This is a genomic window from Mesorhizobium sp. ISC11 (genome assembly GCF_037162595.1).
Classification (GTDB): Bacteria; Pseudomonadota; Alphaproteobacteria; order Rhizobiales; family Rhizobiaceae; genus Mesorhizobium; species Mesorhizobium ciceri.
This window is the reverse complement of sequence record NZ_JAVSPW010000001.1, coordinates 5,407,332-5,434,327: the sequence shown is the minus strand read 5'-3', so window position 1 is coordinate 5,434,327 and position 26,996 is coordinate 5,407,332. Positions and strand designations below refer to the sequence as shown.

Here is a 26,996-nt window from a genome sequence, read left to right as displayed (position 1 = left end):
GGGCGACGCCATACCAAGACGAGCAACGCCTCTCGAGGGCTTCCGAACTAGGCAAACGGCCAGCATGTGGCATGGGAAAGAAACCTATGCCTGATCGACGAACCTAAAGTGCTCACGAAGCTTGACCGGTACGCGGGCCATCGGAGGGTTCTGCCTAAAACCGCCAAAAATTTTGAAACACCCATTCATCCGGCTCGAATTCAAAGGGATCGGCGATTTTTGGGTTATGGCTTGCAAGCATAGTTCAGCCCAGACAAGAACGCCTGATATCTTGTCGTGCACTGTCACCCTGCCAAATATGGTGCCGGCGACAACGGCAGTTTGGCGAGCAGAAGAATTCCCGAGACTGAGACGTTCTACGGCTTGGCCCATGTTCGCGCTCCTCCTCGATTGGAGACAGGATGGGCCATATGGAAGCGAATAAAAGGAGGTTGGTGACGAGTCTCGGTAGTGGAGTAGAAACGGGTGGAAAAGCTTGCGCTATTCGCCATCGGCGCCGCTAAGCGCATTTGAGAGAAGGGGCAGCGATCGCCAAGAGATGACGTCCGATCGCAAGCCGGCTAGAAATGCGACAGTGACGCGCCTTTTTTGGCACGACCTTAGCACCCGATCGGGCCTCAGCTGGTCGTCGTTGCGCAGCCGATCGGGTGCGATTTTTATAAAGCTCTCTTGGCTTTAGCTTTGAGAGCCCGTCATCGAGACAAATGCAAGGGAACGGTCCGCCCCCTGGGGACATTCGACATGCCGTGGCAGCTTCCTATGGTGAGCCAGCGCATTCCGATACACGTTTTCCGCGCTCTACCGTTGCTCCAGCACCTGTGCTGAGGCTGAGCGCTTGATCAGGACCCGACCGCTGCTGTTGCGGGATGGTGACTGGGTTGAGGTCGCGAAGACCTTGACCGCGGGTACGTTGTTCATCCCGATGAGCGCTGAGCCGAGAAGCAGCCAAGAACGCTTCCCGTAATCGAATCCTACGGGAACCGCGAAACCAGCGTCCAAAGGACGCAATTCTCCGACGTCGTTCACTCAAGCTCATCTCGCAACTTGAACGCTTGTATGAAGCCGCTGCATGTGCGCCGGTGGACCGGATTGCTGCTATCCAAACCACGTGCTCAGTTTCGCCCCCGTAATAACTCTACCGTCCGAAACGGCTTTCGCGCGTCAGGTCCACCCCACATGAAAGTTCCGCGAGCAGCACGGACGGAGAGGCCGGTCACAACTCCTTCGCGTGCTCTTTTACTACCGAATCAAGTGCCAAATGGAGAGGCACTGCCTTAGAGAACAGGAAGCCCTGCGCGGTTCTGCAGCCAAGCTTGTACAGAGTTTGCCGATCTGCCTCTGTTTCAACGCCCTCGGCCATGACCTCGATCCCGAGCGTCCTACCAAGATCAATCACCGCTTTGACAAGCAGCCGATTCTCCCGGGACTTGGCTAAGCCGCGAACGAAGCCCTGATCTATTTTCACCTTCCTGATCCGACTGTCCTTGAGCGATGCCAACGTCGAAAAACCGGTGCCGAAGTCATCGAGCGCGATAGAAATGCCAGCATGTGAAAGCCGGGCGAGCTTTTCATCCACTCTGTCCGGATCCACTGGGGCTTCTTCGGTAATCTCGATGTCGAACATCGTTGCAGGGAGGTCTTTTGCCGCCAGACCATTAAGAATCATCTCGTCAATATCGCCAGCTTCCAACTCGCACGGTGAAACATTCATCGCCACACGAACATCACGACGGTCAGCTTTGACCAAGCCCTCGATAAGAGCGCAACAGTCGGCGAATACCGTTTGAGTTAGCAGCTGAAGCATTCCAGTTTCGCGTGCCGCTGTCATGATCTCGGGCGGAGAAATGGGACCGTGAAGCGGGTGAGACCATCTTAGCAAGGCTTCAAAACTGACGACGGCTTCAGTTTCGAGTCTTACGATTGGCTGAAACCAAGCGACCAAGCTTCTCATCGTTATCGCCGAATGAAGATCGCGTTCGATTGACTGGCGGCGTTGCAACTCCCGGGCTAGCTCGGCATCGAACAGACAAAATTCATTCCTGCCGCGGCGCTTAGCTGTGTAAAGGGCGATGTCGGCCCGCAACAACATTTCCGTTAGTCCGGGGTTTTCAGCCAAGTAGATTCCTATAGACGCTCCAATGCGGACTGATGCGATCCCAGGATAGGGGCGAGCAAGCTTGGCTATGAGATTGGACGCGAGATTGGTGGGAGAAGGAGAATTCTTTCGCGAAGAAAAAACCAGCACGAATTCATCCCCACCGATGCGGGCGAGCGTTGAGCCCTCCGGTGCTTCTTCCTCTATTCGGCGGGCGATCCTGGCAAGCAGCTCGTCACCCGTTCTGTGACCGTAGGTATCGTTGACAGATTTGAACCCGTCCAGATCAATCAGCATGGCCACAAAGGGTCCATCGGTGTTCTCAAACTGATCGATTGCATGTTCGAGGCCCCGCCTGTTGAGGAGCGCGGTAAGATGGTCCTCCCTGGAATTGCGCTCCATTTCCGCGGCAAGCCGCTCGGCTTGATGTCTCAGGCGGCTCGCGTCACGGAAGCGCGCTTGTCCAACGAACGAGGATCGAACCAGGCCGCCCTCGAAAAGCAGGACGGCAAAAGCCAGAATGTAGTTTTCCGGGGCTCCCTTCGTCAGCAAACATGCGGCGGCAATGAGGAGTGGCGGTGTGATGAAGCATATCGCTGCCGCAGCATATGAGCTGCCGTACGTGACCGCGCCAGCTGAAATGCCCGCCAGAATTATTAGATGCAGCGATGCTTGAGACGTCGTGTATCCAGCCGTTAGGACGGCAAGGAATGACCAGGTGAATCCCGCCAGAAGAGCAAGCCTGCCAAACCAGCGAAGCCGCAGCCAAACCCGTGTCAGATCATCCTGGACTCCGGGTTCCTTCAGCTGATGACGGGCGAGTGCAAGGCGGGCGGCATTTATCGCATTAACGACCGAAAACCAGGCCGCGCCAGCAAGACCGTTCCCGGAAAGGGCCTGCACGGTCAAAATCAGCCCGGACAGCACAATGCTTATCGGCATTGAGACGAAAAGGCCTGCCCTCAGATCAGCGAGCTGGTCCTGAAGGATTCTCGCCTCCAGCGGATCTTCTTTTTCCAAGGCTGGACGGGTCAGCTTGCTTACTCCTGCTTGTCCGCAGCCTATGCAGCCCCCCTGAAGGACGGGTTAATTCTTCAATCGGAGATCAGCGTCGGGGAGCAGGATTACTCCGGTGCATCATGCACTCTCTCATCGCTCGCCCAGCACGCGCAAAAATGCGACTGCTGGTGCAGTATCACCGCTGGAGCTCCGCCGAAATCCCATGCCGGACAAGGGGAACATGTTGGGCAAAGCGAAGCCCCAGATGCCTTGCAAGCCGTGCCGCCAGGTGGTCTCTGGAGTAGAGTCCAACCAATATGTTCGTTGCATGGTAGAGCGGCGCCGCCGACAGGCGCAGCCGCCTTTCGTATATATGCAGCATGTCGGGGTCGCCAACATTGCGGCCGTCGCGGCACGCAGTCATGATTCCACGGGCGAGTTGCTTCTGGCTGCTGAGACCGATGTTGAATCCGTGAGCGGTCACCGGGTGCATGCCGATGGCAGCGTCGCCGATGAGTGCGGCGCTCGGCGCCCGGAATTTGTGCGCCCAGGTCGTGACCAGCGGATAGGTGTGGCGCTTGCTTGCCAAGGTCATTTTTCCAAGGCGCCCTCGACACCGTTTCGTCAACTCCGACAGGAACAAATCATCATCGAAGGCAAGCAGTCTATAGGCCTCGTTTGAGCGCAATGTGAGCAGCAGCGACGACATGCCCTCCGCGAGGGGCAATATCGCTATCGTCTGATGGTGATCGAACCATTCGATGGCGATCTGGTGGTGGGCGCGCTCGTGCCTCACTCGGCAAATCAGCATCGAGTGGCCAAGCCGGTTGATATCGGCGCCGATGCCTAGCAGATCACGCGTGGCGGACAAACGCGAATCCGCGGCAACAACCAGCCGAGCAGTTAAACGCGCGCCATTAGAGAGCGTTACGACTGCTCCTTCTTGGCTGTTTGTTGCATCGACGACCGAGTGGCCGCACAACAGCCGGGCGCGATCCTGCAAGCGGACGATTTTGAACAGCGCCTCGCGGATCCGGCAATTTGGAACCAAAACCCCCAGCGGTTCTCCAGAGTTGCTGGGAGGATCGAAACGAAGAGCGAATGCGCTCGAGCCGTTGAGCACGCGCGCGCCTTGAAGTGCTGATTTGTCCGAAGCCGGGATGACATCCCAGGCGCCGAGCTCGCGAAGGGTTCTGATCGAAGCGTTGGTCAGCGCGATTTCGCGACCATCGAAAGCCGGATTCGCCAGACTATCGAATGTGTTCTGTTCAACAACTGCCACCTTGAGTTCGCTTTGGGCAAGCGACGCAGCGAACGAAAGGCCGACCGGGCCGGCTCCAACGACAACGATGTCAAAATTATCGTCAGAGCCCATCAGCGTGCCGCCATCCGGTCGCCTATCCTCGTGTAACGGTGGAACTGAGCCGAGTGACATGAGCTCCGTGCCCGCCGCATTGCCTAAAGGCGCTGGGCCGGGAGATTCGCATCGATCGGCAACGAAGCACTCAAAGCGCTCAGAGGTGGATGCGGCTAACCGATCCCGCCCTTTCGCCGCGCAGCCGCGCAGATCGCCGCCAGCAAGCGAGACACTCGCGACGCTGGTCAGCGACGGCCGCGCCGCATCGATCGCCACATTCCACCTGGAACCCTTGCGCATACTACTCACGCTCCACGACGTCGAAGCGGGCTCTCTTGCGAGGGTGAGGGTATCGAACGTAGCGCTCTCTCTCGTCATCCCAGCCAAGGTAGCGGAAACTTTTATCCACGACCGCGCATATCTCATCAAGAACCTGCTGCATGGCTTCGATGTCGATGTCCTTGCAATTCAGTCGCCGATAGAGCAAAGCCCACGCGGCGACATAGTCGTCGAAATAGCGCGCGTCACTCGAACCAATGATCAACTTCGGACGGTTGATCGATTTCGAAAACGCACGTCCCAACCCCGATGATGCTCCGCAGCACGTTGACATCACGAGGATCTTCGGCGCTGGATGCGAGCCCTGGAACATTTTTACGAAGTCAGCCCAAAGAAGGCCACTTCGCCCACTGGACGAAGCGATCCCGTCACCATTGCCGTGCCCGGCGATGTGAAGCACGTCGCACTCCGCCTCCATCGCTCGTACTACAGCCTCACCAAATTTCGTTCGGTTCAACGCCATGTGGAGCTCCGCGCGGATGTTGACAGCCTTTAACAAGTGCTGCACGATCGGTCCCTCTTGCCTGTCGGCGAAGTAGTCATTTGCATTGTGGCAGTCGATGATGTGTACGGTGTTCATGGTACTCCAGCCGCTTGTTCGTTCATCGTCGTGACGAGCGGACACCACGCGCGCGGAACCGCGTGACGTGCGCTGGGTTCCGGTACCGTCGCATAGCCTCAAGGCGCGGGCCGGGAATCGGGATGGATCGGCAACGACGCACACAACCCATCAAAGGCGAAAGCTGTTGATCGGCCCCCTGTCCGCGCAGCCACGCGGATGGTCAGCCAGCAAGCGAGATACACACGACGCCGGTCAGCTAATGGCTGCGCCGTAAGCACAAGGCATGGCCGACCACACGACAGAAAACCCAGAACCGTGAAGGTGCTGATAATGACGACCAATCTTTCCGTAAGTCATGCATTTCTCCGTCGAAGACTGGTCAATAGACCACGCCGATGAGTATGACCCTGATCTGGATCAGCCAGACATGACCAATCGGCACTGGCGGTTCACGGTCAGGTGATCGACCGTGACGTTCCACTTTGGAACCCGTGCGCACATTGCCAAGCTCTCGTCCGGCCACGCGAGGTACTCTCGTGGCATCACACGCCTCATACTGGGTGCAATGGGAGGCAGTCCTTCGCACGACAGAGGCTTTTCACAAATGTAGTGTGCAGCTTAGGTCAAGATGGTCATGGAGCATGGAGCATGGAGCATGGAGCATGGAGCATGGACAGCTTGTTCCCGACCGAGCCGGCTCGACTGACGAGCGCGATCCGCGCATCTTATGCACAGCGGATTGAAATCAGCGTTCCGGTTTGTCGTCCCGATCAATTAGTATCCGCTCGGCGGCTCCGTCGAGATCTTCGTATTGACCGCTTCGCAATGCCCAGACGAAGCCGGACACACCCAGTGCACCCAGAAAAAGGGCCACTGGTATGAGATAGAGCAACGTCGTCACGAGGATTATGCCGAATAGCTGACTGCGGAGCGTCCGACTTTTTGAATAACTTGCAGCGTCGCATTCGCCCCGAAGCCGTGCAAGCGCAATGCGTTTCCAATAACAAGCACCGATGAGGCAGACATGGCAATCGCCGCTAACAAAGGCGTGGCGTGGCCCAGGATGGCGATCGGCACGGCGACGGCATTGTAGACGATCGCAATCGCGATGTTCTGGCGGATCAGGTGTCCCGCCTTGCGCGAGACGTCCAGCGCGAGAGGCACTGCCAGAAGGCTTTCGCGCAGGAATACGAAGTCGGCGGCATTGCGGCCAATGTCGGCGGCGGTGGCCGGAGCGATCGAGACATGCGCCGCGCTCAGCGCCGGCGTGTCGTTGAGGCCGTCGCCAACCATCAGAACCTTGTGTCCGTCTTTCGCCAGGGTCTCGATGCGCTCGACCTTGCCCGACGGCAGCAGGCACGGAACGAAGTCCTCGACACCCAGCATTCTTGCAACTTCACCGCAGGCACCTGCGGTATCGCCCGACAGCATTTGCATCGACACCCCAGTATCGTTCAATCGCTTGATCGCCGCCGCCGCGTCGGCGCGCAGCGCATCCTCGAAATCGAAGGTCGCGACAATGAACCCGTCTTTTGTCAGCACCGTTCCGCCATAGCCATGGTTGCCTTCACCACCGGTCCGGGCCTTCCATCCAGCCCATCCGCGTCGACCCAGCCGCCAGATGCTTCCGGCGACAGTGGCTTCGATCCCGAACCCCGGATGCTCTGTGACGGCATCGAATTTGTGTTGCCCGCCAGGAGCGGCAAAGCCGGTTATGGCCTTTGAAAACGGGTGACGCGAGTGCGCGGCCATGTCTGCCGCGATTGCCAGCATGGCCGGATCGATCGACGATGCATTGAGGAGCCGGGGTTGTCCGAGCGTGAGCGTTCCGGTCTTGTCGAACACTGCGTTATCAATCGTCGCCAGGCGCTCCATGGCCGAACCGTCCTTGACCATGATGCCGTTCTCGAACAGACGCCGCGCGGCGACCACCTGAACGATCGGTACGGCGAGGCCGAGCGCGCACGGGCAGGTGATGATCAGAACGGCAATGGCGATCGTCATCGCCCGGTGCCAGTCGCCCGTCGCCGCCATCCAACCCAGGAATGTCACGAAGGCGGTGAGATGAACCACGGGCGCGTAGAGTGCCGACACGCGATCAGCGATGCGGCGATAGTGCGCGCGACCGCCCTCTGCGGCTTCCATCAGCCGAACCATTTCGGCGAGGAACGAATCCTTCGCGGCGGCGGTCGCCTCGATCGTCAGCGGGCCGGTAAGATTGAGCACGCCGGCCTGCACGGCTTCGCCCGGCGCCACGTTTTTCGGCGCGCTTTCGCCTGAGGCCAGCGAGCAGTCGAGATCAGACGCTCCGTGGATGATCTTGCCGTCGACGGGGATCCTTTCACCGGCCGCGATCAGCAGCTGCATCCCCGGTTCGATCTCGCCAACCGGCAGATAGTCGCGCGCGCCATCGCCGCGCAGCACCATGGCGCCGCGTGCGGCCAGCTGCGACAGGCCTTTCACCGCGGTGCGGGCACGTTCGCGCATCACGTGATCCAGCGTCCTGCCGATCAAAAGGAAAAAAAGCAGCGAAACCGACGCGTCGAAATAGGCGTGGTCGCCATGGTTGATCGTCTCATAGAGGCTCATGGCGTAAGCGAGCGACACTCCGACCGCGATCGGCACGTCCATGTTCATGCGGCCGTGGCGCAGTGCATTCCAGGCCGAGCGGAAGAAGATGCCGCCGGCGAAGGCGAGCGCTGGGATGGCGATCAATGCGGAGACCCAGTGAAACAGGTCGCGGGTAGCCCCTTCGGCCCCGGACCAGACAGAGACCGAAAGCAGCATGATATTGCCCGCCGCGAACCCGGCAACCGCGACGGCGCGGATCAACTCCGAAAGCGTCCTGTCCTTTTCATCAATCTCGGGGGCGAAGAGATGCGCCTGGTAGCCGAGCCGTCCAAGCGCGGCGACGAACGGTGGAACCTCGTCGCCACGCCAGCGGACCGAGACCCGTTTCGTCGACAGGTTGACGCGGGCGCTCTCGACGCGATCGAGCGTTCCCAACGCCGTCTCGATCGTCTGGATACAAGCTGCGCAATGAACGCTCGGCACCGAAAGATCGGTTTGGCGGAGATCATCTCCAAGCGATCGGCTCGCCAGCCTGATCTCTTGACTAGACGGCAGGACCGACGTGGTGCTGCCCAGATCAAGCGCCATTTCGGCGCCCGGTGCACAACAACTCATTTCAGCGCTCCATGGGAAATCATGATCCTGCGGACTTCGCGGTAGGGCTCGGCCAGACCGGCGTCAGCGTCGACTTCGACGATCCAGACGCCATCCTTCGGCATGTGCTGGGCTGCGAATTCCTGGCCGGAGGCGAGGGCGAGGTTGACCGCCTTGTCCTCTTTCTCGTAGGCGGGATGGCGAAACAGCACCTTGACGCCATGCAAGGCAATCGGCTTGCCGACGGCGTCGGTAAGGCTATAGCGGACCTCGCCCCATGCGATGGTCAGCTTGCCGGTCCAGCCGAGCGCTGCCTGCGCCCGCCCCTCCTCGGCCTTCTTGTTGAACTGCTGGCTCGCCACATAGGTGTTTTCGACGACAAGGCCGGTCCAGCTCGTGTTGGCGAGCGTTGCCATCGTCAGATTGACCGCGATGACCACCCCGAAAAAGGCTAGGATGATGGCCAGCATGTGCCTGCCGGTGAATACGCGGGGTTTTTCAGCGTTAGCGGTCATCTGGCAGTCTCCGGCGCGTTGAAGGTGGCGGTGTATTCGTCCGCCTCGAAGCTCGCCTTGTCCTCGACACGGAACTTGAAGGTCTGCGCTGTGCCCTGGATTTGATCCGCCGGCTGGCGCACGAAGACCTTCAGCATTTTCAGGCGGTCGGGTTCGACCGGAATGGCAAAAGAACGGCCTTCCGGGATGTCGTCGCCGACCACGCTCATCTCGGCGCCCTGCAAGCCTTGAATCGCGACAACGATCGTCCTTGGCTCGGGGATCATGTTGAGCAGCTTGACGGTGTAGCCGTTGCGGATCGAGCCGTCGGACAGCGTGACAAATTGCGGATTGCGATCATGCAGCACGTTGACTTCGAGCCGATCGCGCGTCAGCAGCGAATAGAGCAGACCCAGGCCGATCAGCGACCAGATACCCATGTAGACGTAGGTGCGTGGCCGAAAGATCTTGCGGATATGGAAATGCGCCACCTTGTCGGAGAACAGGCCATCAGCGGTCCTGACCTGCGACGGGTTGACTGAACTGGAGCCGCCCGCGGTCGCCAGCATCATGTTGGCGTTGTAGTCGGACAGTGTCGCATAGGAGATCAGCCCGCGCTCCTTGCCGAGCTTGTCCATGACCCCGTCGCAGGCGTCTATGCACAGCGCGCAGGTGATGCATTCCATCTGCTGGCCATCGCGGATGTCGATCCCCATCGGGCAGACCGCGACGCAGGCATTGCAGTCGACGCAGTCACCGACCGGCAGCCCTGCGGCAAGGACCTTCTTGGCGTGGCGAGAACGCGGTTCGCCGCGCCAGTCATTGTAGGTGACGGTGAGAGAACTTTCGTCGAGCATCGCTGCCTGGATGCGCGGCCATGGGCACATGTAGGTGCAGACCTGCTCGCGCATCAGACCGCCGAACGTGTAGGTGGTAGCCGTCAGCACGGCGACAGTGATGTAGGCGACGGGTGGCGCGGTGCCGGTGAAGAGTTCGCCAACCAGCGTCGGCGCATCGGCAAAATAGAAAATCCAGGCGCCGCCGGTCGCCGCACCGATGACCAGCCAGACGGCGTGCTTCGATAAGCGCAGCATCAGCTTGCGGGCGGTCCAGGGGCCTGCATCGAGTTTCATGCGAGCGTTACGGTCGCCCTCTATCGCACGTTCGACGACGAGGAACAGATCGACCCACACCGTCTGAGGGCATGCATAGCCGCACCAGGCACGGCCGACAGTCGAGGTGATCAGGAAAAGACCGACGCCCGCCATGACCAGGAGGCCGGCCACATAGAAGAATTCCTGGGGCCATATCTCGATGAAGAAGAAGTAGAAGCGCCGGTTCGCGAGATCGAGCAGGACTGCCTGGTCCGGGGCAAATGGACCGCGAGCCCAAGGCAGCCACGCAGCCAGGTAATAGATGCCAAGTGTGATCGTCATCACCAGCCATTTGAAGCGACGAAAGTTGCCCGAGGCGCGCTTCGGAAAGATCTTTTGACGCGCGGCATAAAGCGGCTTGCGGGTTTTGGCGGAATTGACAGTTTCTGTTTCGAGCCCTGTCAACTGCGTCTTGTCACGCATGTGCAACTCCACTTTCCCAGCCAATGTCAGGGGCACCTGTCGTAAAGCCTCGCCGTAGGATAGCCTTGCCGGGTTGTGCAGATCGCATTAGGGATGGTGTCGAGGCCCGGCTCACGCCGGGCCTCGTCCGCTTGGCAGGGGGGACCGAAGAATAGGACCTTCCATTCCTATTCTCCGCCGCCAAGCGAATGGACATAAACTGCAAGTTCCTTGACCTTGATCTCGCCGAGACGGCCAACCCAGGCCGGCATGACGCCCTGTTTTGGCGCACGGACCTGTGCGGCGATGGCTGTCTCACCGGATCCATAGAGCCAGATCGCATCGGTCAGGTCGGGGGCGCCGAATTCCCTGTTGCCTTTTGCATTGTCGCCGTGACAGGCCACGCAATTCTCGGCAAAGACCTTGGCGCCGGGTTGGATCAGACTTGCATCGCGGACCTTGCCGGAAAGGCTGGCCACGTAGGCGCTGACTTGTGCGATCTGGTCGGCGGTAATGATGTCGCCGAAGGCCGGCATTTCCGACAGGCGCGTGTCCGGATCGGATGCGAAGCGGATGCCGTGCGTAATCGTCTGCTGGATCTGCTCGGCCTTGCCGCCCCACAGCCAGTCGTCGTCGTTGAGATTGGGAAAGCCCTTGGAACCCTGGGCGCCGGAGCCATGACATTGTACGCAATTGACCTTGAAAGCGGCGCCACCGGCGGCGATTGCGAATTCGCGCAGGCCGTCGTCCGCGGCGATTTCCGAGACGCTCTTGGACTCCACCGCCGAGATATATTTGCCCTTGGCGGCCTCAGCCGCGGTCAGCTCGTTCCTGACCTCGTTGCGGCTGGAATAGCCGAGCACACCCGTTGTCGCCGAGTGCAACAGAGGCCATGCTGGATAGGCAATGGTGTAGCCTATCGCCCAGACAATGGTGACGTAAAAAGTGATAACCCACCATCTGGGAAGCGGGTTGTTCAGCTCCCGGATACCATCCCATTCGTGGCCGGTGGTCGAGACGCCAGAGATTTCATCGATATGCTCGTCGCTCATGATCACTCGTCCTCGAGCGGAATGCGGGCCGCTTCGTCGGCCAGCCTTCGGCTGCCGGGGCGTAGGGCAAAGGCGATGCACCCCACGAAGAACAGCGCCATCGCAACCAGGCCCCAGCTGTCGGCAAACGCCCGCATCAAATTGTAGGTCATCAGCGTTCTCCTCAGCGGTAGCCGGCGGCTTCGTCGTAATTTTTGAAGTCGACCAGTGTGCCAAGCATCTGCAGGTAGGCGAGCAGGGCATCCATTTCGGTGACCTGTTGCGGGTTGCCGTCGAAGTCGCCGATCTTGGCTTTTGGGTAACGCGCCTCAAGGCCTGATGTGTCGGCATTGGGATCGGCCTGCGCCGCCAGATCCGCATTGGCGTGGGCGATCATGTCATCGGTGTAAGGGACGGCTACAAGCCTGTTGGCGACCAGATGCGTCGAGAAATCCTTCACGTCGATCGGCGTGTCTTTCAGGAACCCATAGCTCGGCATGATCGATTCCGGCACCACCGAGCGCGGGTCGGTAAGATGCGCGACATGCCATGCATTCGAGTAGCGGTCGCCAACTCTGGCGAGATCCGGCCCGGTGCGCTTCGATCCCCACTGGAAGGGGTGATCGTACATGGACTCGGCAGCCAGGCTGTAGTGGCCATAGCGCTCAACTTCGTCGCGGAACGGCCTGATCATCTGGCTATGACAGAGGTAGCAGCCCTCGCGCATATAGATGTTGCGCCCGACAAGTTCGAGCGGCGAATAGGGGCGCATGCCTTCCACCTTCTCGATCGTGTTGTCGAGATAGAAGAGAGGCGCGATCTCGACGATGCCGCCGACCGTCACCACGAGCAGCGAGCCAACGAGAAGAAGCGTGGCGTTCTTCTCGATGATTGCGTGTTTGTCCATCAAGCCCATTACCTGGCTCCTGATCGCGCAGGTCGGATGGCGACGGGGCTCGGCATCGGCTCCTCCTCGCGCTGGTGGCCGAGGATGGTCCTGGTGATGTTCCAGGCCATGATCAGGGCGCCGGAGAGGTACATGGCGCCGCCGATGGCGCGCAGGACATAGTAGGGGTGCATGGCGGCGACGGTTTCGGCGAAGGAGTAGACCAGGAAGCCCTGCTCGCCATATTCGCGCCACATCAGGCCCTGCATGATGCCGGACACCCACATCACCGCGGCGTAGACGACGATCCCGAGTGTCGCCAGCCAGAAGTGCCAGGTGACGAGCCTCAGCGAGTAGAGCCGTTGACGGTTCCAGAGCTTCGGGACCATGTAGTAGATCGCGCCGAACGAGATCATGCCGACCCAGCCGAGCGCACCCGAATGGACGTGCCCGATGGTCCAGTCGGTATAATGCGACAGCGAATTGACCGCCCGGATCGCCATGATGGGGCCTTCGAAGGTCGACATGCCATAGAAGGCGACGGCCATCACCATCATGCGGATGATCGGATCGGTGCGCAGCTTGTCCCAGGCGCCGGACAGCGTCATCAGGCCGTTGATCATGCCGCCCCAGGACGGCATCCACAGCATGATCGAGAACACCATGCCGAGCGTCTGCGCCCAATCGGGCAAGGCGGTGTAGTGCAGGTGATGCGGCCCGGCCCAGATGTAGAGAAAGATGATAGCCCAGAAATGGACGATCGACAGCCGGTACGAATAGACTGGCCGGTTCGCCTGCTTGGGCACGAAATAATACATCATGCCGAGGAAGCCGGCGGTGAGAAAGAAGCCGACCGCGTTGTGGCCGTACCACCATTGCGTCAAGGCGTCCTGGACCCCTGAAAAGGCGGAGTAGCTCTTGGAGCCCGGGAACGAGACTGGTATGGACAGGTTGTTGACCACATGCAGCATCGCGATGGTCACGATGAACGACAGGTAGAACCAGTTGGCCACGTAGATATGCGGTTCCTTGCGCTTCAGGATCGTGCCAAGGAACAGAATGAGGTAGGCGACCCAGACGATGGTCAGCCAGACATCCACATACCATTCGGGTTCGGCGTACTCGCGGCCCTCGGTGATGCCGAGCAGGTAGCCGGTCGCGGCCATGACGATGAACAGCTGGTAGCCCCAGAAGACGAACCAGGCGAGATCACGGCCGAAGAGGCGCGCGCGGCAGGTGCGCTGCACGACATACAGAGACGTGCAAAGCAGCGCGTTGCCGCCGAAGGCGAAAACGACACCGGATGTGTGCAACGGCCGCAAACGACCGAAATTGAACCAGGGCTGGATGTTGAGATCGGGGTAGGCGAGCTGCAGCGCGATCACCACGCCGACCAGCATGCCGACGACACCCCAGAACACGGTGGCGATCGCGCCGTAGCGGATCGGACCATCCATGTAAGCGGATGGGTCAATCGGAGCTGCTGGCCTGAACTCCGTGTTGCGCAACAGGATCGCAGTGAAACCAGCCACTGCGAAGAACAACACCCACATGTGTCGGCGGAAAGGTTCATCCACGCCGAAGCCGGCGGCCACCAGGGCCGCAAAAGCGAACACGCTTAGAAGGACGATCTCTGTGCCGAATTTCATTGCAGATCCCGATCTCGAATCTGGTGGATGCCAAATCCGCAGCGCACTAATCGCGCAGCCGCCGCCCCCTCGCCCTGATCTATGTCAGGCCGCACGATTTTGTGCGGCGCAATCAGCAGGTGGCGAATGAACGAGGAACGCAGCGCGGGCTCACTCCCTCATGGAAGGCGTTCCCTGGGTTGGGCGGGCGCAGACGCGATCGCTGAGGCGAAAGCTGAGGCTCTGCGCGCGTTGGATGCTATTGCCGATGCCCTGCCAAACGTTGTTCGGATCCCATTGGAAACGAACGCGATCGTTCCGCCGAGCCGTGGCAGATTAAGGACCATGCTTCGCCGGTATGTGCCGAAACACACCTGGCGATTGGTCACGTTCCTATCAAAGCCCGAAAGCTGTTTGTCTCGACAACCGTGACGCCGCTTCGTCGAAGGCGCGGCGACATCGCATTAAAAGGCAAACACGGCCCGCCCCGGAGTCATGCGACATGGCCTCGCCGCTTAGGGCCGCTCGCGTCCGCCGCCACAGCGCTTCTCCAGACGGCTTATGCTGTCCACCGTCACATGGCGTGCGTTCTCAATCCGAATCACCCCGTCAGCCCGCAATCGCGTCAGTTGGCGGCTCACGGTCTCGCTGGTGATTCCAAGGAAATCAGACATTTCGGCACGCGTCAGCGGCAGATCGAAGGAGGCCGACCCGGAAGCCGCATCGAGACTGGAATCGATATTCCGGGCCATCATGAGGAGAAAAGTCGCCACCTTTTCCGGAGCTGTCTTGCGCCCCAGCGTCACCATCCACTCGCGCGCCTCATCGAGTTCATTCAGCGTCTGTTTGAGCAGGCGATGCTCGAATTCCCGTGACGCCTTCATCATCCGTTCGACGGCCGCTCGCGGAAACGAACACAGCGTGACTGCTGTTGCCGCTTCCGCATTGATCGAGCTTTCCTCCTTGAAAGGACGTCCCAGAAAATCCGGTGCAAACTGGAGACCGACGATCTGCTGGCGCCCATCCGACAGGCTCTTTGATAGCTTTACCACGCCTGAAAGCACGTTGGAGTAGCTGTCGACGTTCTGTGCCTCGCCGGTCAACTCCATTCCTGACTCGATCCGGCGACGCGAGCAAGTCTTGGCGAGCCCAACCAAATTGTCTGGATCGAGCGCACCGCAGACACCGCGACGCCGTGCCTCGCAAGGGAAGCAAAGAACAGGAATGCCGGAACTATGAATGTCTTGCCGAAAGGTCATGCGTTCGCCTTACCCGATCCTAACTGCCGGCAGGATACCCATCCAGGGTAGAGAAATCCTGCGGCGGTTTGTCCATGAGCGCGGCTGATCGAGATCAGGGTCTGCTTCAGCGATGCGTGCAGTGTTCCGGCGGGCAACACGGTGAACGCGAGATGCAATCGGAAATAGCTGTCAAACTCAGCGAGAACGTCCCACGCTACACCAGCTATCCGACGGCGCCGCATTTCCATTCGGGGATCGATGCTGCCATTTACCGTGGCTGGTTGGAGACGCTGGAAAGCGGCGACGAAATCTCGCTGTACCTGCACATTCCTTACTGCGACAAGCTCTGCTGGTTCTGCGCCTGCCACACCAAGCAGACGCACCAATATGAGCCGGTGGCCGCTTATCTGCGCTCGCTGAATGCCGAAATCGTCACGATTGCCGGTCTGGTGAGCGGCAAGGCACATGTCCGTGCAATCCACTTCGGTGGCGGTTCGCCAACTATTCTGAGGCCCGATGATATGGTTGCTCTTGGAGCGGCCTTGCGGGACAGCTTCGACCTTCTCCCGGATGCTACGGTCAGCATCGAAATCGAAACCAACGACATGGACAAGGCGCGCCTTGATGCACTTGCTCAAATCGGCGTAACGCGGGCGAGCCTCGGCGTGCAGGATTTCGATCCGCAAGTGCAAAAAGCAATTAATCGTGAGCAGAGTTTTTTGCAGACCAAGGCAGTCGTCGACGGGGTTCGTTCGCGGGGCGTCGAATCGGTCAATCTGGACCTGCTCTACGGGCTCCCGAATCAGACACGCGAGACGATCTGTTCCACGGTGGCGCAGGCACTGACCTTGGAGCCAGACCGGATGGCCCTGTTCGGCTACGCACATGTGCCCTGGTTCAAGAAGCATCAGACGATGATCGACGAGGCATGGCTGCCGAGTCCCACTGAGCGTTTCGCCCAATCTCAACTCGCGGCGCGGGCAATTGTCGCCAAGGGATATGAGGCAATAGGACTCGATCATTTCGCGAAGCCCGACGATGCGCTGGCCATAGCGGCCCGCGCAGGGGTTTTGCATCGCAATTTTCAGGGCTACACTGAGGATCGCTGCCCGACACTGATCGGACTTGGCCCTTCGTCCATCGGTCGTTTTCGCCAAGGCTACGTGCAGAACATGGCTTCGACTGCCGGGTACGGGCGCATGGTTGCGGATGGCGGGTTGGCTGCCGTCCGCGGCGTTGCCCTTTCCGACGACGATCGCGTCCGTGGCTGGATCATCGAGCGGCTGATGTGTGATTTTGCCTTCTCGGCAGTCGACCTGGTGGAGCGGTTCGGCAAAGCCGGCGAGCAGCTCCTTCATCGCTCGAGGTCCATCGCACTCCACGATCCTGCCCGAGCGCTTGAATTCGATGGTGACAGTTTCCTCGTACGGACTGAAAGTCGCCCCTTCATTCGAACCATCGCGGCCAAGTTCGATACATATTTCAAAGGGGGAACGGCGAGGCACTCGGTGGCGGTCTGAGCAAAGCACAGTGCGCTCGCCGTTTGGTCGATCGGCGAACCAGCTGCGTTCGTTTTGACCGCTCATAGGCGACTACCGCATCAAATCGTCGACCGTGAACAATCCGAGCCCTAAGCGGCGACCGGCTTCGGCCGGATTTGAAGCAGGGCAATCAAGAGCGACAAAAACCCCTTCAGCCACCTGAGCAGGAGGGAGAAGTTGTAGCCGGCGGCGGCCAGGATGGCGTTGAGGGTGTCGCCCTGCTGGCCGGCGAGGTAGTTGCGGCCCATTCTGTGTTCGCTCTTGATGTGGCCGATGACGGGCTCGACCGCCGACCGCCGTCGCATCTGGCGCTTGATGGCTGGGGTGACGCGGCGTTTCTGGCCCGCGGTGAAGACCCTGAGCTTGTGGCTCTGCGGTGCGTTGTGGCCGCGATAGCCGGCGTCGGCGAGGATGCGGCCGATCTCGTTGCCGATGGTCTTTTCCATGTCGGGGATGACGCTTGCCAGCGTGTGGCCGTCATAGGGATTGCCGGGCAGTGCTTTTGCATGCAGGGCGAACTGGCCGCCCCTGGAGCGCTTCAGCGTGGTGGCCACCGACACCTTCACCCCGAACTCGTAGGGCGCATGCGCCTTGCCCTTGCCGATGCATTCCACCTCGTGTGCGTGCAGGCTGTAGATCTTGCGGCCGCGCTGGCGCTGGCGTTGCTCGAGAACGGTGGCGGCCTGGTAGAGCGGCCATTTGAACAGCGCGTCCAGCCCCTGATCGCCGGCGATCTGGCGACCAATGTCGCGAATGGTCCGGCCGAGATAGGTCTTGAGCTTGCGTAGCGCCTTGTTGGCCCGCTTGAACTGCTTGGCGTGGGCATAGCGCTGGTGGCTGATCAGCGCCAGCTTGCCGACCCGCACATAACTCTGGCGCAAATGGAGACCCGTCCTCTTGGCCAGCCGCACCAGCCGTTCGCGTGCCCGATGGATGAGCTTGGCGTCGGTCGGGAACATGACGTTCTTCGGCTGCACGGTGGTGTCGACGATCACCTGGCGCGTGTCGGCCGGTTTCATCGCCCCGGTCTTGACCGCGAGGCTGAGGCTCTCCTGCAACAGCACCATAATCCGCTCCTCGCCCATACGGCTGCGCCAACGCGTCATCGAGGAGCGGTCGAACGGCAGCGTATGGCAAAAGAACGTCTCGCCGGTGAGATACTGGAAATAAGGGTTCTCCACCCAGCGCTCGCACAGCACCTCATCCGACAGGTTGAAGGTGTGCTTGAGGATCGCCAGCCCCGCCATCAGCCGGGTCGGCAGCGGCGGCATGCCGGGGCCGTCCGAATAGACGGCGCCGAAACGCTCCTCCAGCACCGGCCAGTCGATCGCCTGCGCCAGCCGCACCAGCTCGTGCTTCATGTTGATGATTTGGTCGAGCCGGGAGCGGAACAGGTCCTGCTCTCCCGTCTCGCGCTTCTCGCGTGGCCTGGACATTCGCTGTCCCCTCGATTCGCCGCCGCCGAACCGAGTGAATCACGCTCCGCGCCACAAGGGAATCGCAAAACCGAATTGCAGGAAAACAGCGTCCAAATACCGCTAATCCTGCAATTCCAAAGCCGCTATCCGCCTCAATCAACAGGCCAGATCAATGGCTTGCGGATAGTTCACGGCCGACCAAATCGAAAATGCAAACTTAGGCTGTTGCGCGGTATCTCCTTCCACATCATCTCTTGCGCATACCTGCATTCCAAGGTGTTTGATCCTATGCTTCGCGAGGAGCAGGTAGGTCGCGACAGCTAGGCAATGTTCCAGCTGCCCTAGCGGAGGAGTCACGATTTTCCGGCAAGCTCCGTCGGCAGACGTTCCTTTCTGGCCTTGGCAAAGGCTCGGTCGCCTTCCAGAAACGCCGCCAGCATGAAAGGGATGAGTTCTGCCACGGTTTCAGACTGACCATAGGTCTGACGGTAAAGTGCAGCATACTCCTTGAGTGTTTGGCTCAGCTCCGCGCTGACGGTAATGGTGATCTTCGAAGCTGTTCGGTCCGGAAGTTTTCCAAGTTTCAGGTCAGCCATGATAACTCCTGCTCAACTGGCGTATGGCCGCAGCACGATGTCCTTGTGCACGATGACGCGCAGTGGCCAACCTGGGCGGACGACGATGGTGGGCTGGATATTGAGGTTTTTTTCGGTGATGCGCTGGCCGGCTCGACTGGCGTTCTGCTGGGCTGATTCCCGGATCGCCTTGACCAGATCGCTCTCGTTTTCGCCGAGGCTGAATTCTGTGCCGACACCGAGCAATGTGGCAAGCGCCACTCCCTTGATCATCTGCCAAGTGTGGAAATCGACTTCGTCTTCCAGCCCTGCGTAGCCGGCGGTGTCGCTCGCGGGCAGATTGTCGATTTCGGCCGACGAGCCGTCGGGCAGCAGAATGCGCTGCCAGACCAGCAGCGCTCGCTTTTGCCCGAACGCGACGACGCTGTCGTAGACGCCGATAAGACGTGAGCCCTGCGGAATCAGCAATATGTTGCCCGTGACCGTGTCGTGCACATTTTCGGTGACTTGCGCGACGACAAGGCCCGGCAAATCGGAATTGATGCCGGTGATCAGGCTGGCGGCAATCACGCTGCCAGCCATCAGTTGATATGGCGAGATCGGCGTCTGCAGCGCATGCGGATTGTAGATCCCGCCAGTGCTCCGCTGGCTGAGAAAATCAAGCTTTCGCTGCTGATTGTTCTGGTCGCCTTCCGCCGCCGCCACCGAGGCTGACGCGCGTCCTGCTTCGGATTGGGGAAGCGCCTCAAATGGATGCTGAGCAGTTTGCACGCTCTCTCCGACATCTGTCTTTTGAGCTCGATTTTCGACGCGGAAAAGCACCCGCGATTCACGCGCTTCGATCGCCTGCTGCGCTAGACGCTGCTCCTCGGCCGAGATGTCTTGGCCCGGCACGATGCCGAGCTGGCGCTGCCGCTCGAGGATGGGGCGGCCGAGGTCGCCCGGCAAAGGTAGCCCAAGGACGGGAGGCTTCGGCTTCATGCCGGAATAGTCATGGGGAAGCGTATCGAGCCCCTCGGCGGTTGGTTTGCGCTCAGTGTTGTAGAGATCTTCCGCCTGATCCCTGATGCGAAGGGCCGGCCCCTGGAGGGCGATCATGGTAACGCCGAAGACAGCGCCGGATCCGAGCGCTGCGATCGCGATGATCACACCGCGCCTGAACCGCACCACGCGGCGGGGAGAGGCCCGAAGCTGCAGTTCCTCGGGATCCAGTTTCGGCGGGATGCCAGAGCGGGAATTTTCGATCATGAGTCCTCACCTCGCCGGCTGCCGCGAAAGAGCGAGATCCGCCGTTGCGGTTGCCTGCCGTCAATCCTGCTGATGCGGATCACCTGCTGCCGCTTGGTGCCGAGGCGAAGTTCGGCCGCGGCGAAGAGCCGATCGACGATGTAATAGTTGCCGCGCACGCGATAGTTGACGAGCTCGCTGCTCCCATCTGCGCCGACGATGAAGAGTGGTGGCGCCTCGCCCTGATCTATGCGACGAGGGAACTCAATATAGACCTTGCTGCCGTCGTCGAAGGCTCGCGTCGGTCTCCAGGGCGGTGTGTCGCCACTGATTGAGTAGCGAAAGCGAAGGTTTTCGAGCGCGATATTCGACGCGACCGGTGTAACTGCCTCGGCTTGAGCATTGCGCTGGCGAAGCGCGATGATCTGGTCTTGGCTGTAGGTCCAGGAGATTGCCGCCATTGCGGTCTTCTCGGTGCTTTGAAGCTGCAAATGATAGGTCCGCCGGTCCGTCGTAATGACGACATTGGTGGCAAGACCCGGCGCGAAGGGTTTTACCAGAACATGGGTGCGCTGATTGTCACCGGTGCCGCTTGCGGTATCGCCAATGACCCAGCGCACGGTGTCGCCAGCCGACACGGCGGTTAGTTTCTCGCCCGGCTGCAGAGCGATGTCGGTCACGCGCTCCGGCGCGGCATAGAGTTGATAAAGCGCGCCATCGGTGAAGGGGTAGACTTGCACGGCATTAACATACCCGTACTTGGTGGGTTGCTGGGTCGCGGCTTTGTTGGCATCAGCGACGCGTTCTTCAGGGGGGCGCTTGTCCTCGGCCTTGCCGGGCTCGGGCTGCATTTGGCCAGGCAGCGGCAGTGGTTTTGGCACCTCGACAATTCTAATCGGCCTCTCCGGCGCCTTTTCGATCGCGGCCGGTTTGAAGTCGGCAGCGTCATAGGAAATCTCAGGCGGCGGCACCTTCTTCGATGCACAAGCGGAAACGACCGCTGCCGACACCGATAGGATCAGCACGGCACGAATCGGTGACATTTTACCTTTCATTGGTGGACTCCGTCGGAGAAAGGGGGGTTGGGACGGCGCTGTCGAGCTCGCGTGACCAGTCAATGGCATTGATGAAGACGCCGAGCGGATTCTTGCGCAGCTGATCCGTATTGCTTGGCGAGCGAATCACGATCGTGAGGATCGCAGTCCAGCGCATCGTGCTGGCAAGGCTTCCGCGCTCAAACACCTGCTCGGTCCATTTGACCTGGAATGAACTTTCGGAGGCTCTGACCACGCTGGTGACCTGTACCGAAACACTGCGCGTTCCGATCTGACCGAAGGGGTCGTTCGCCTTGGCGTATTCGTTGAGGAAGAGCGCTGCGCGATCGCTAGCAAAGTCGTACGCTGCCAACCAGTTCTGCCGTACCAAAACCGGATCGGTGGAAACGGAACGGACATTCTGGATGAAGCGGCCGAGATGCCAGGCGATCTGAGCATCCGAGGGCTCATAATTCCGGATCGCCGGCGCGACGGCGCGCGTCTCGCCGAAGCCATCGACCTCGACGACATAAGGCACGACACGGCTTTGCATCGACTGCCATACGAGTCCGCCGGAAAGCCCGGTCGCCAAGGCCAGGCAGCCAAGGGCCATGATCCGCCAGTTCCTGGCCTGCAGTCGAGATGAGCCGATGCGCTCGTCCCACAGCTGGGCGGCTTTTTGATACGGCGTGACCGGTTCGGGTGTTTTGCCGTAACGGTGCACGGGTCGCTTGAAGAGCATCTAGTCATCCTTGTCGTTGAGAGAGGGGGTGGCGCTGCCTCCCGGCCGGTCTCCGTCTCGGACAGCTTGCATGGCAGCGTGGCGATTTGCACGGGCGGTCTGTTCAGAACGTAGGCGCCTTGCCCACGTCGGCGCCGAAACAGTGGCCGAACCGGCAGAGCGTTCGGTCATTGGCGCTGTCGGCGTGCCGCCGGTCGCGGTCCACGCGGCATCGCGCCCGGCATCGGCGTTGCGCCCAACACTTGCAGTGGCGGATCGCGCTATGCGTATAGCGGCGCCGCCAGCTGCACTGGTTACACCATGCATTCCAGCAGCCACACCGGAGAGGCCAGCGTCGGGCGAGGTTGCGCGCCCGATCTGCCATGACGTGGAAGCAGCCGATCCCATTGTTGTGCCGGCTCGGATGGCGGCGACACCGCCGCTGGTTGCCATACGCGCGCCAGCAAATGCTGTGCCTCCAGCAACGAGTGATACACCCGCTGCCGCCGCGGTCGTGCCGAGGGCGGCGCCCGCCCCAAGCTGCGGTGCGCCTGAGACAAGACCCGACGCGATCCCCGGCCCAAAAATGCCAAGGCCAAGCAATGCCAGTGCGCCCAGTACCTGGGACATGGCACCGGCAAGATCCGGCTCCTTGCCTTGCAATGCGGAAGCGAACTCCCCGAAGAGCGTGGAGCCGATACCGACAATGACGGCGAGCACCATCACCTTGATGCCTGACGAGATAACATGGCCGAGCACGCGTTCGGCCAGGAACGCTGAACGGTTCCAAAGTGCGAATGGAACCAAAACAAAACCTGCCAGCGTGGTGAGCTTGAACTCAAGGATGGTGATGAAAAGCTGGATGGAAAGGATGAAGAAGGCGATGATGACCAGGAACCAGGCCATCAGCAGCACGAAGATGGTCAGTGCGTTGCCGAAGATTTCCGGGAAGCCCAGGAGCTGACTGGCTTGGTCAAGCATTGGCCAAGCACCTTCGAAACCGGTCGCGGCAATGCGGCCCGGGCGCAAGAGATTGTCTGCCGACAGATTGCCGGCCGACGCCTTAATCCCGAGACCGGCAAAAGAACGATAAACGATATCGGCGAGGTTCTTGAAATTGTTCAGAATGAAGGCGAAGACGCCAACATAGAGCACCTTGCGGACAAGCCGGCCGAGAACGCTGGTTTCGTCGCCGAGCGCCCACGCCAGGCCGGCAAGTGTGATGTCAATGCCGATCAGAATGGTAGTGAGGAAGGCGAGGTCGCCCGATAGCAGACCGAACCCGCTGTCGATGTAGCGGATGAAGGTCTCCATGAAGCGATCGATGACGCCAAGGTCGTTCATGCCGCTGCCTTTCTCGTCGTGATGAACTCGTGATTAATTGCCGGGATAAGCCGAGCCGGTACCCAAGAATCGCTTCGTCATCTCGCGGGCGGCTTCGTCTGACTGGGCCTTGCGGGCGGCATCCTCGGCCTCAGCTCGAAACTGCGTTGCGAGCAGCGTCTGGATCTGCATCTGCTGTTTTGTCGAAAGCGCCATCAGCTGGTTGGTGGCCTGGCTTGCCTGAAGCGCACCGGCCGCCCCTTGGCTGCGGTTGACGAGATCGGCGAGCAGATCGCCGTCGGCGCGGACGTTCTCGACGATTTGCGACTGGACACCCATGGTCTGGCGGAACGCCTGCATGGCGGTTTGCCAACGCTCCCGCGCAGCACTCGCCACATCGCTGACTTTGATCGTGGCGTCGTAGCTTTCCGGATATTGGCTGCGCCACTGGTCTTGAAGCTTGCCCAGATCAAAGCTGAGGCCACTCGCCTGGTCCATCAAGCCGTCGATGCGATGGAGCGAACCGGTGAGTTGGCCAACGGAAGAGAAATCCAGACGCTGAAGATTGCGCGCCATGTTCTGCAGCATGGTCGCCTGATTCTGCAGCGACTGGATCTGGTTGTTGATCTGCTCCAATGCGCGCGCGGCCGTCAGCACGTTCTGCGCATAATTGGACGGATCGAACACGATAAGGGCGTAGGCGGGCTGCACATAGTCGGCCATAGGCTTGGCGATCAGGGAAACGGTGATCAGGCCGGAGAGAAGGCGTCGCCGCATCATGAGAATTGCTCCTTGTCTGGTTGAGGGAATTGCTTGAGAAGTTCGCCGGCCCAATCGAGGCCGCGCGCGATCAGGAACTGCGAGGCAAAGCTGCCTTGCCCGTCTTCGGACATGATCCTGTCGATCAGAGTCTGCGTGGCCGGATCGGAAGCACCGCAAAGCGCAAGAGCGATGGGGCCAAGCTCGAGCTCGAACAGACGGTTGCCGCGGCGCGATTGCAGATAATACTGACGCTTCGGCGTGGCGCGGGCGATCAATTCGATCTGCCGCTCGCTTAAACCGAAGCGCTCGTAGGCTGTGCGCGCCTGGGGTTCCACGGCACGATCATTGGGAAGGAAAATGCGCTGCGGGCAGCTTTCGATGATTGCCGGCGCTATGCCAGAGCCCGCGATATCAGCCAGCGACTGCGTAGCGAAGACAACCGACACGTTCTTCTTTCGCAGCACCTTCAGCCATTCGCGGATGCGGGCGGCGAACAGCGGATTGTCGAGATAGACCCACGCCTCGTCGAGCATGATCAGCGTGGGCCGTCCGTCGAACCGTTCCTCAAGTCGCTGGAACAGATAGGTAAGCACCGGCAGCAAAGCGCTTTGGCTGTGCATTAACTCCTCGGTCTCGAAACACTGCACATCCGACAAGGCCAGCCCATCATGATCGGCATCGAGCAGGCGGCCGAAGGGACCGTCGAGCGTGTAGGGCATCAATGCGGTCTTCAGCGCATTGGATTGAAGCAGGACCGAAAGACCGGTCAGTGTGCGTTCCTGCGCCGGCGCGGTGGCAAGGCTGGCCAGCGCTGACCAAATAGCCTCCTTCACCTCCGGCGTGACGGTGACGTTCTCGTGGGCAACAAGGCTGGCGATCCATTCGGCCGCCCAGCTTCGGCTAGCCTGGTCGTTGATGCTGCGCAGTGGCTGAAAGGCAAGGGAACCGTCCGCTCCTAGCGCGTGGTGTTCTCCACCCATGGCAAGTGTTGCAGCACGGGCCGAATTGCCTTTGTCGAAGACATAAACCTGGGCGCCGGCGTAGCGCCTGAACTGCAGAGCAATCAGAGCAAGCAGAACCGACTTGCCGGCGCCGGTCGGACCAACAACCAGCATGTGGCCGACATCTTCGACGTGGGTGGAAAGCCGAAACGGTGTCGACCCACTGGTCTCGGCAACGAAAAGCGGTGGCGCTTCGGTTTGGGTGACTTTCGCGAGATGCTCGTTTGTCGCAGGACCGGCCCAAACCGACGACAGCGGCATGAGATGGGCAAGGTTCAATGTATGAACGAGCGGTTGGCGAACGTTAGCGTAGACATGGCCAGGCAATGAGCCGAGCCAAGCCTCGACCGCATTGACGCCTTCTCGGATCGTGGTGAAGCCGAGCCCATTGATGATGCGCTCGACCGCGCGAAGCTTCTCTGCAGCGGCTTGGCGATCCTCGCCCCACACCGTCACGGTGGTGGTGAGATAGCCGAAACTCACATGATCACCGCCCAATGCCTGAAGGGCTTCGTCGGCATCGAGCGCCTTGTTGTCGGCATCGCTATCGACAAGCGGGACCGGCTCGTTGGTAATGACCTCGCGTAGGATTGCCACGATCGATTTGCGCTTGGCAAACCACTGCCGGCGCAATCGCGTCAGCGTCTTCGTGGCTTCCGTTTTCTCGAGCGGAATGAAGCGCGTCATCCAGCGATAGGCGAAATCCTGATGATTGAGGGTATCGAGGATTCCGGGCCGGGTGAGGTTCGGAAAGCCGAGGATGGTCAGTGTGCGAAGATGCTGCTCACCCAGCATCGGCTCCAGGCCACCGGTAAGCGGCGCATCGACCAGGATTGCATCCAGATATATCGGCGTTTCCGGGGCCATGATAGGATGGCGACGAGGCGAAATCGTGCCGTGGAGGTAGGTCAACGTCTGAGCATCATCGAGGACGCGTACTTCGGACATGAAACCCGAGAAGAGATCGAGCACGCGGTTGGTCTCGTCACGGAACCTCGCCAGATCCTGGCGCCAGTCTCTTTCTCCTCGGGAATAATGAGAGTCGACGAGCGTGCTTTCTGCGCGCGCCTGGGCGTCCGGCGGTGGCATAAACACCAAGGTCAGATGATAGCGGCTCTCGTAGTGCGCTACCTTCCCCTCGAAAGCAGCGCGGCGTTCTTCGTCGACCAGCCACGACGCGGCGTCAGGAAAATGCGAGTTCGGATAGCCCAGCGCTTCTGTGCGCTCGGCCTCAAAGAACAATGCCCAGCCAGAGCCAAGGCGTCTGAGAGCATTGTTCGCCCGGGCGCAAATGCCGACGAGTTCAGCCTCCGTCGCACTTTCGAGATCCGGGCCGCGGAACCGCAACGTCCGCTGAAAGCTGCCGTCCTTGTTGAGCACGATGCCGGGCGCCACCAAGGCAGCCCAGGGTAGATGGTCGGCAAGCCGGTCGGCTTTGCTTCGATATTCCGAAAGGTTCAGCATGCAAGCCACCCCTTCAGACGTAGGTGGCGCACAAGCACGCTGGCGAAGTCCGGATCGCGTCTTGCGGCAAACACCGCTAACGAGTGGCCTGCGATCCAAAGCACCAGACCAGCAATCCATTGCTGCAAGCCGAAGCCAATGGCCGCGGCCACTGTACCGTTGAGGATCGCCACCGCGCGCGGAGCCCCGCCGAGCAGGATCGGCTCGGTCAGCGCCCGGTGGACCGGTACTGCGAAGCCCTCGATATGCTGCTCCCCGGCGGCCATCAGACGAGCGCCCCACCACCGAAGGAGAAGAAGGAGAGGAAGAAGCTCGATGCCGCGAAGGCGATCGACAGACCGAAGACGATCTGAATCAGGCGCCGAAAACCACCGGCGGTGTCGCCGAAGGCAAGCGTCAGGCCGGTGGTGATAATGATGATCACCGCAACGATCTTGGCGACCGGTCCCTGCACGGACTCCAGGATCTGCTGCAGCGGCTGCTCCCACGGCATGCCGGAGCCGGCGGCATAAACCGGGGCCGTGATAAGAAACGCGAGCGCTGTGGACGAAAGAAAGCGAAGCTTCTTGCGCATGAG

The 26,996-nt window shown here is 60.4% G+C and carries 23 protein-coding genes; 1 reads left to right on the top strand and 22 read right to left on the bottom strand.

Features of this window, described 5'->3' with window-relative positions:
* Window positions 1-1,213: 1,213 nt before the first annotated feature.
* The 12 genes from RPF88_RS26190 to RPF88_RS26135 all read right to left on the bottom strand — a co-directional run bounded on the left by RPF88_RS26190 (window position 1,214) and on the right by RPF88_RS26135 (window position 15,371).
* The gene (locus tag RPF88_RS26190) at window positions 1,214-3,115 is read right to left on the bottom strand and encodes a putative bifunctional diguanylate cyclase/phosphodiesterase (RefSeq protein WP_082826564.1); all 1,902 of its coding nucleotides are present in this window, start codon (window positions 3,113-3,115) and stop codon (window positions 1,214-1,216) included.
* 175 nt (window positions 3,116-3,290) lie between these two features.
* Window positions 3,291-4,469 carry a 5-demethoxyubiquinol-8 5-hydroxylase UbiM gene (gene ubiM, locus RPF88_RS26185; RefSeq protein WP_032899078.1) on the bottom strand — a complete coding sequence of 393 codons (1,179 nt, stop codon included), beginning with the start codon at window positions 4,467-4,469 and terminating at the stop codon, window positions 3,291-3,293.
* Window positions 4,470-4,752: 283 nt separating this feature from the next.
* Window positions 4,753-5,370: a hypothetical protein gene (locus RPF88_RS26180; RefSeq protein ID WP_127247245.1), complete on the bottom strand. Its 618-nt coding sequence runs from the start codon at window positions 5,368-5,370 to the stop codon at window positions 4,753-4,755.
* Window positions 5,371-6,097: 727 nt separating this feature from the next.
* Window positions 6,098-6,253 (bottom strand): cbb3-type cytochrome oxidase assembly protein CcoS, encoded by a 156-nt coding sequence (gene ccoS, locus RPF88_RS26175; protein ID WP_081714250.1) that lies wholly within the window; start codon window positions 6,251-6,253, stop codon window positions 6,098-6,100.
* Between the two features lie 5 nt (window positions 6,254-6,258).
* The gene (locus RPF88_RS26170; RefSeq protein WP_063169220.1) at window positions 6,259-8,538 is read right to left on the bottom strand and encodes a cation-translocating P-type ATPase; all 2,280 of its coding nucleotides are present in this window, start codon (window positions 8,536-8,538) and stop codon (window positions 6,259-6,261) included.
* Window positions 8,535-9,032, bottom strand: coding sequence for a FixH family protein (locus RPF88_RS26165; protein ID WP_063169221.1), 498 nt, complete (start codon window positions 9,030-9,032; stop codon window positions 8,535-8,537). Before RPF88_RS26165 ends, RPF88_RS26170 begins: the two co-directional genes overlap by 4 nt.
* Window positions 9,029-10,588, bottom strand: a complete 1,560-nt coding sequence (ccoG, locus tag RPF88_RS26160) for a cytochrome c oxidase accessory protein CcoG (RefSeq protein WP_063169222.1) — start codon at window positions 10,586-10,588, stop codon at window positions 9,029-9,031. The genes RPF88_RS26165 and ccoG overlap by 4 nt, the downstream gene beginning before the upstream one ends.
* A 167-nt stretch (window positions 10,589-10,755) precedes the next feature.
* On the bottom strand, window positions 10,756-11,619 hold the full coding sequence (gene ccoP, locus RPF88_RS26155; RefSeq protein WP_063169223.1) for a cytochrome-c oxidase, cbb3-type subunit III: 864 nt from the start codon (window positions 11,617-11,619) through the stop codon (window positions 10,756-10,758).
* Window positions 11,620-11,621: 2 nt separating this feature from the next.
* Entirely contained in the window at window positions 11,622-11,771 is a 150-nt protein-coding gene (locus tag RPF88_RS26150; protein ID WP_024502864.1) for a cbb3-type cytochrome c oxidase subunit 3, read from the bottom strand.
* 11 nt (window positions 11,772-11,782) lie between these two features.
* Entirely contained in the window at window positions 11,783-12,514 is a 732-nt protein-coding gene (gene ccoO, locus RPF88_RS26145) for a cytochrome-c oxidase, cbb3-type subunit II (protein ID WP_063169224.1), read from the bottom strand.
* The gene (ccoN, locus tag RPF88_RS26140) at window positions 12,514-14,133 is read right to left on the bottom strand and encodes a cytochrome-c oxidase, cbb3-type subunit I (protein ID WP_063169225.1); all 1,620 of its coding nucleotides are present in this window, start codon (window positions 14,131-14,133) and stop codon (window positions 12,514-12,516) included. The genes ccoO and ccoN overlap by 1 nt, the downstream gene beginning before the upstream one ends.
* Before the next feature lie 494 nt (window positions 14,134-14,627).
* Window positions 14,628-15,371, bottom strand: a complete 744-nt coding sequence (locus tag RPF88_RS26135) for a Crp/Fnr family transcriptional regulator (RefSeq protein WP_024502861.1) — start codon at window positions 15,369-15,371, stop codon at window positions 14,628-14,630.
* A gap of 152 nt (window positions 15,372-15,523) precedes the next feature.
* Here RPF88_RS26135 and hemN point away from each other — a divergent pair, with 152 nt between their 5' ends.
* Window positions 15,524-16,873, top strand: coding sequence for an oxygen-independent coproporphyrinogen III oxidase (hemN, locus tag RPF88_RS26130; RefSeq protein ID WP_063169226.1), 1,350 nt, complete (start codon window positions 15,524-15,526; stop codon window positions 16,871-16,873).
* A 110-nt stretch (window positions 16,874-16,983) separates the two neighbouring features.
* Here hemN and RPF88_RS26125 read toward each other — a convergent pair whose 3' ends face one another.
* From RPF88_RS26125 to RPF88_RS26080, 10 genes are all read right to left on the bottom strand, one after another.
* Window positions 16,984-18,330: an IS5 family transposase gene (locus RPF88_RS26125; protein ID WP_063169227.1), complete on the bottom strand. Its 1,347-nt coding sequence runs from the start codon at window positions 18,328-18,330 to the stop codon at window positions 16,984-16,986.
* Between the two features lie 335 nt (window positions 18,331-18,665).
* Complete coding sequence (locus tag RPF88_RS26120) at window positions 18,666-18,908, bottom strand: DUF2274 domain-containing protein (RefSeq protein ID WP_024502859.1); 243 nt, start codon at window positions 18,906-18,908, stop codon at window positions 18,666-18,668.
* Window positions 18,909-18,920: 12 nt separating this feature from the next.
* Window positions 18,921-20,135 carry a TrbI/VirB10 family protein gene (locus RPF88_RS26115; RefSeq protein ID WP_063169228.1) on the bottom strand — a complete coding sequence of 405 codons (1,215 nt, stop codon included), beginning with the start codon at window positions 20,133-20,135 and terminating at the stop codon, window positions 18,921-18,923.
* Window positions 20,132-21,157 (bottom strand): P-type conjugative transfer protein TrbG, encoded by a 1,026-nt coding sequence (gene trbG, locus RPF88_RS26110; RefSeq protein ID WP_164548809.1) that lies wholly within the window; start codon window positions 21,155-21,157, stop codon window positions 20,132-20,134. The genes RPF88_RS26115 and trbG overlap by 4 nt, the downstream gene beginning before the upstream one ends.
* Before the next feature lies 1 nt (window position 21,158).
* Window positions 21,159-21,890 (bottom strand): conjugal transfer protein TrbF, encoded by a 732-nt coding sequence (gene trbF, locus RPF88_RS26105; protein WP_063169230.1) that lies wholly within the window; start codon window positions 21,888-21,890, stop codon window positions 21,159-21,161.
* Window positions 21,891-23,213 (bottom strand): P-type conjugative transfer protein TrbL, encoded by a 1,323-nt coding sequence (trbL, locus tag RPF88_RS26100; RefSeq protein WP_063169231.1) that lies wholly within the window; start codon window positions 23,211-23,213, stop codon window positions 21,891-21,893.
* A gap of 33 nt (window positions 23,214-23,246) precedes the next feature.
* Window positions 23,247-23,972, bottom strand: coding sequence for a P-type conjugative transfer protein TrbJ (gene trbJ, locus RPF88_RS26095; RefSeq protein WP_024502854.1), 726 nt, complete (start codon window positions 23,970-23,972; stop codon window positions 23,247-23,249).
* Window positions 23,969-26,419 (bottom strand): conjugal transfer protein TrbE, encoded by a 2,451-nt coding sequence (gene trbE, locus RPF88_RS26090; RefSeq protein ID WP_063169232.1) that lies wholly within the window; start codon window positions 26,417-26,419, stop codon window positions 23,969-23,971. Before trbE ends, trbJ begins: the two co-directional genes overlap by 4 nt.
* Window positions 26,413-26,685 carry a VirB3 family type IV secretion system protein gene (locus RPF88_RS26085; RefSeq protein WP_024502852.1) on the bottom strand — a complete coding sequence of 91 codons (273 nt, stop codon included), beginning with the start codon at window positions 26,683-26,685 and terminating at the stop codon, window positions 26,413-26,415. The genes trbE and RPF88_RS26085 overlap by 7 nt, the downstream gene beginning before the upstream one ends.
* Window positions 26,685-26,993: a TrbC/VirB2 family protein gene (locus RPF88_RS26080; protein WP_024502851.1), complete on the bottom strand. Its 309-nt coding sequence runs from the start codon at window positions 26,991-26,993 to the stop codon at window positions 26,685-26,687. Before RPF88_RS26080 ends, RPF88_RS26085 begins: the two co-directional genes overlap by 1 nt.
* Window positions 26,994-26,996 lie beyond the last annotated feature (3 nt).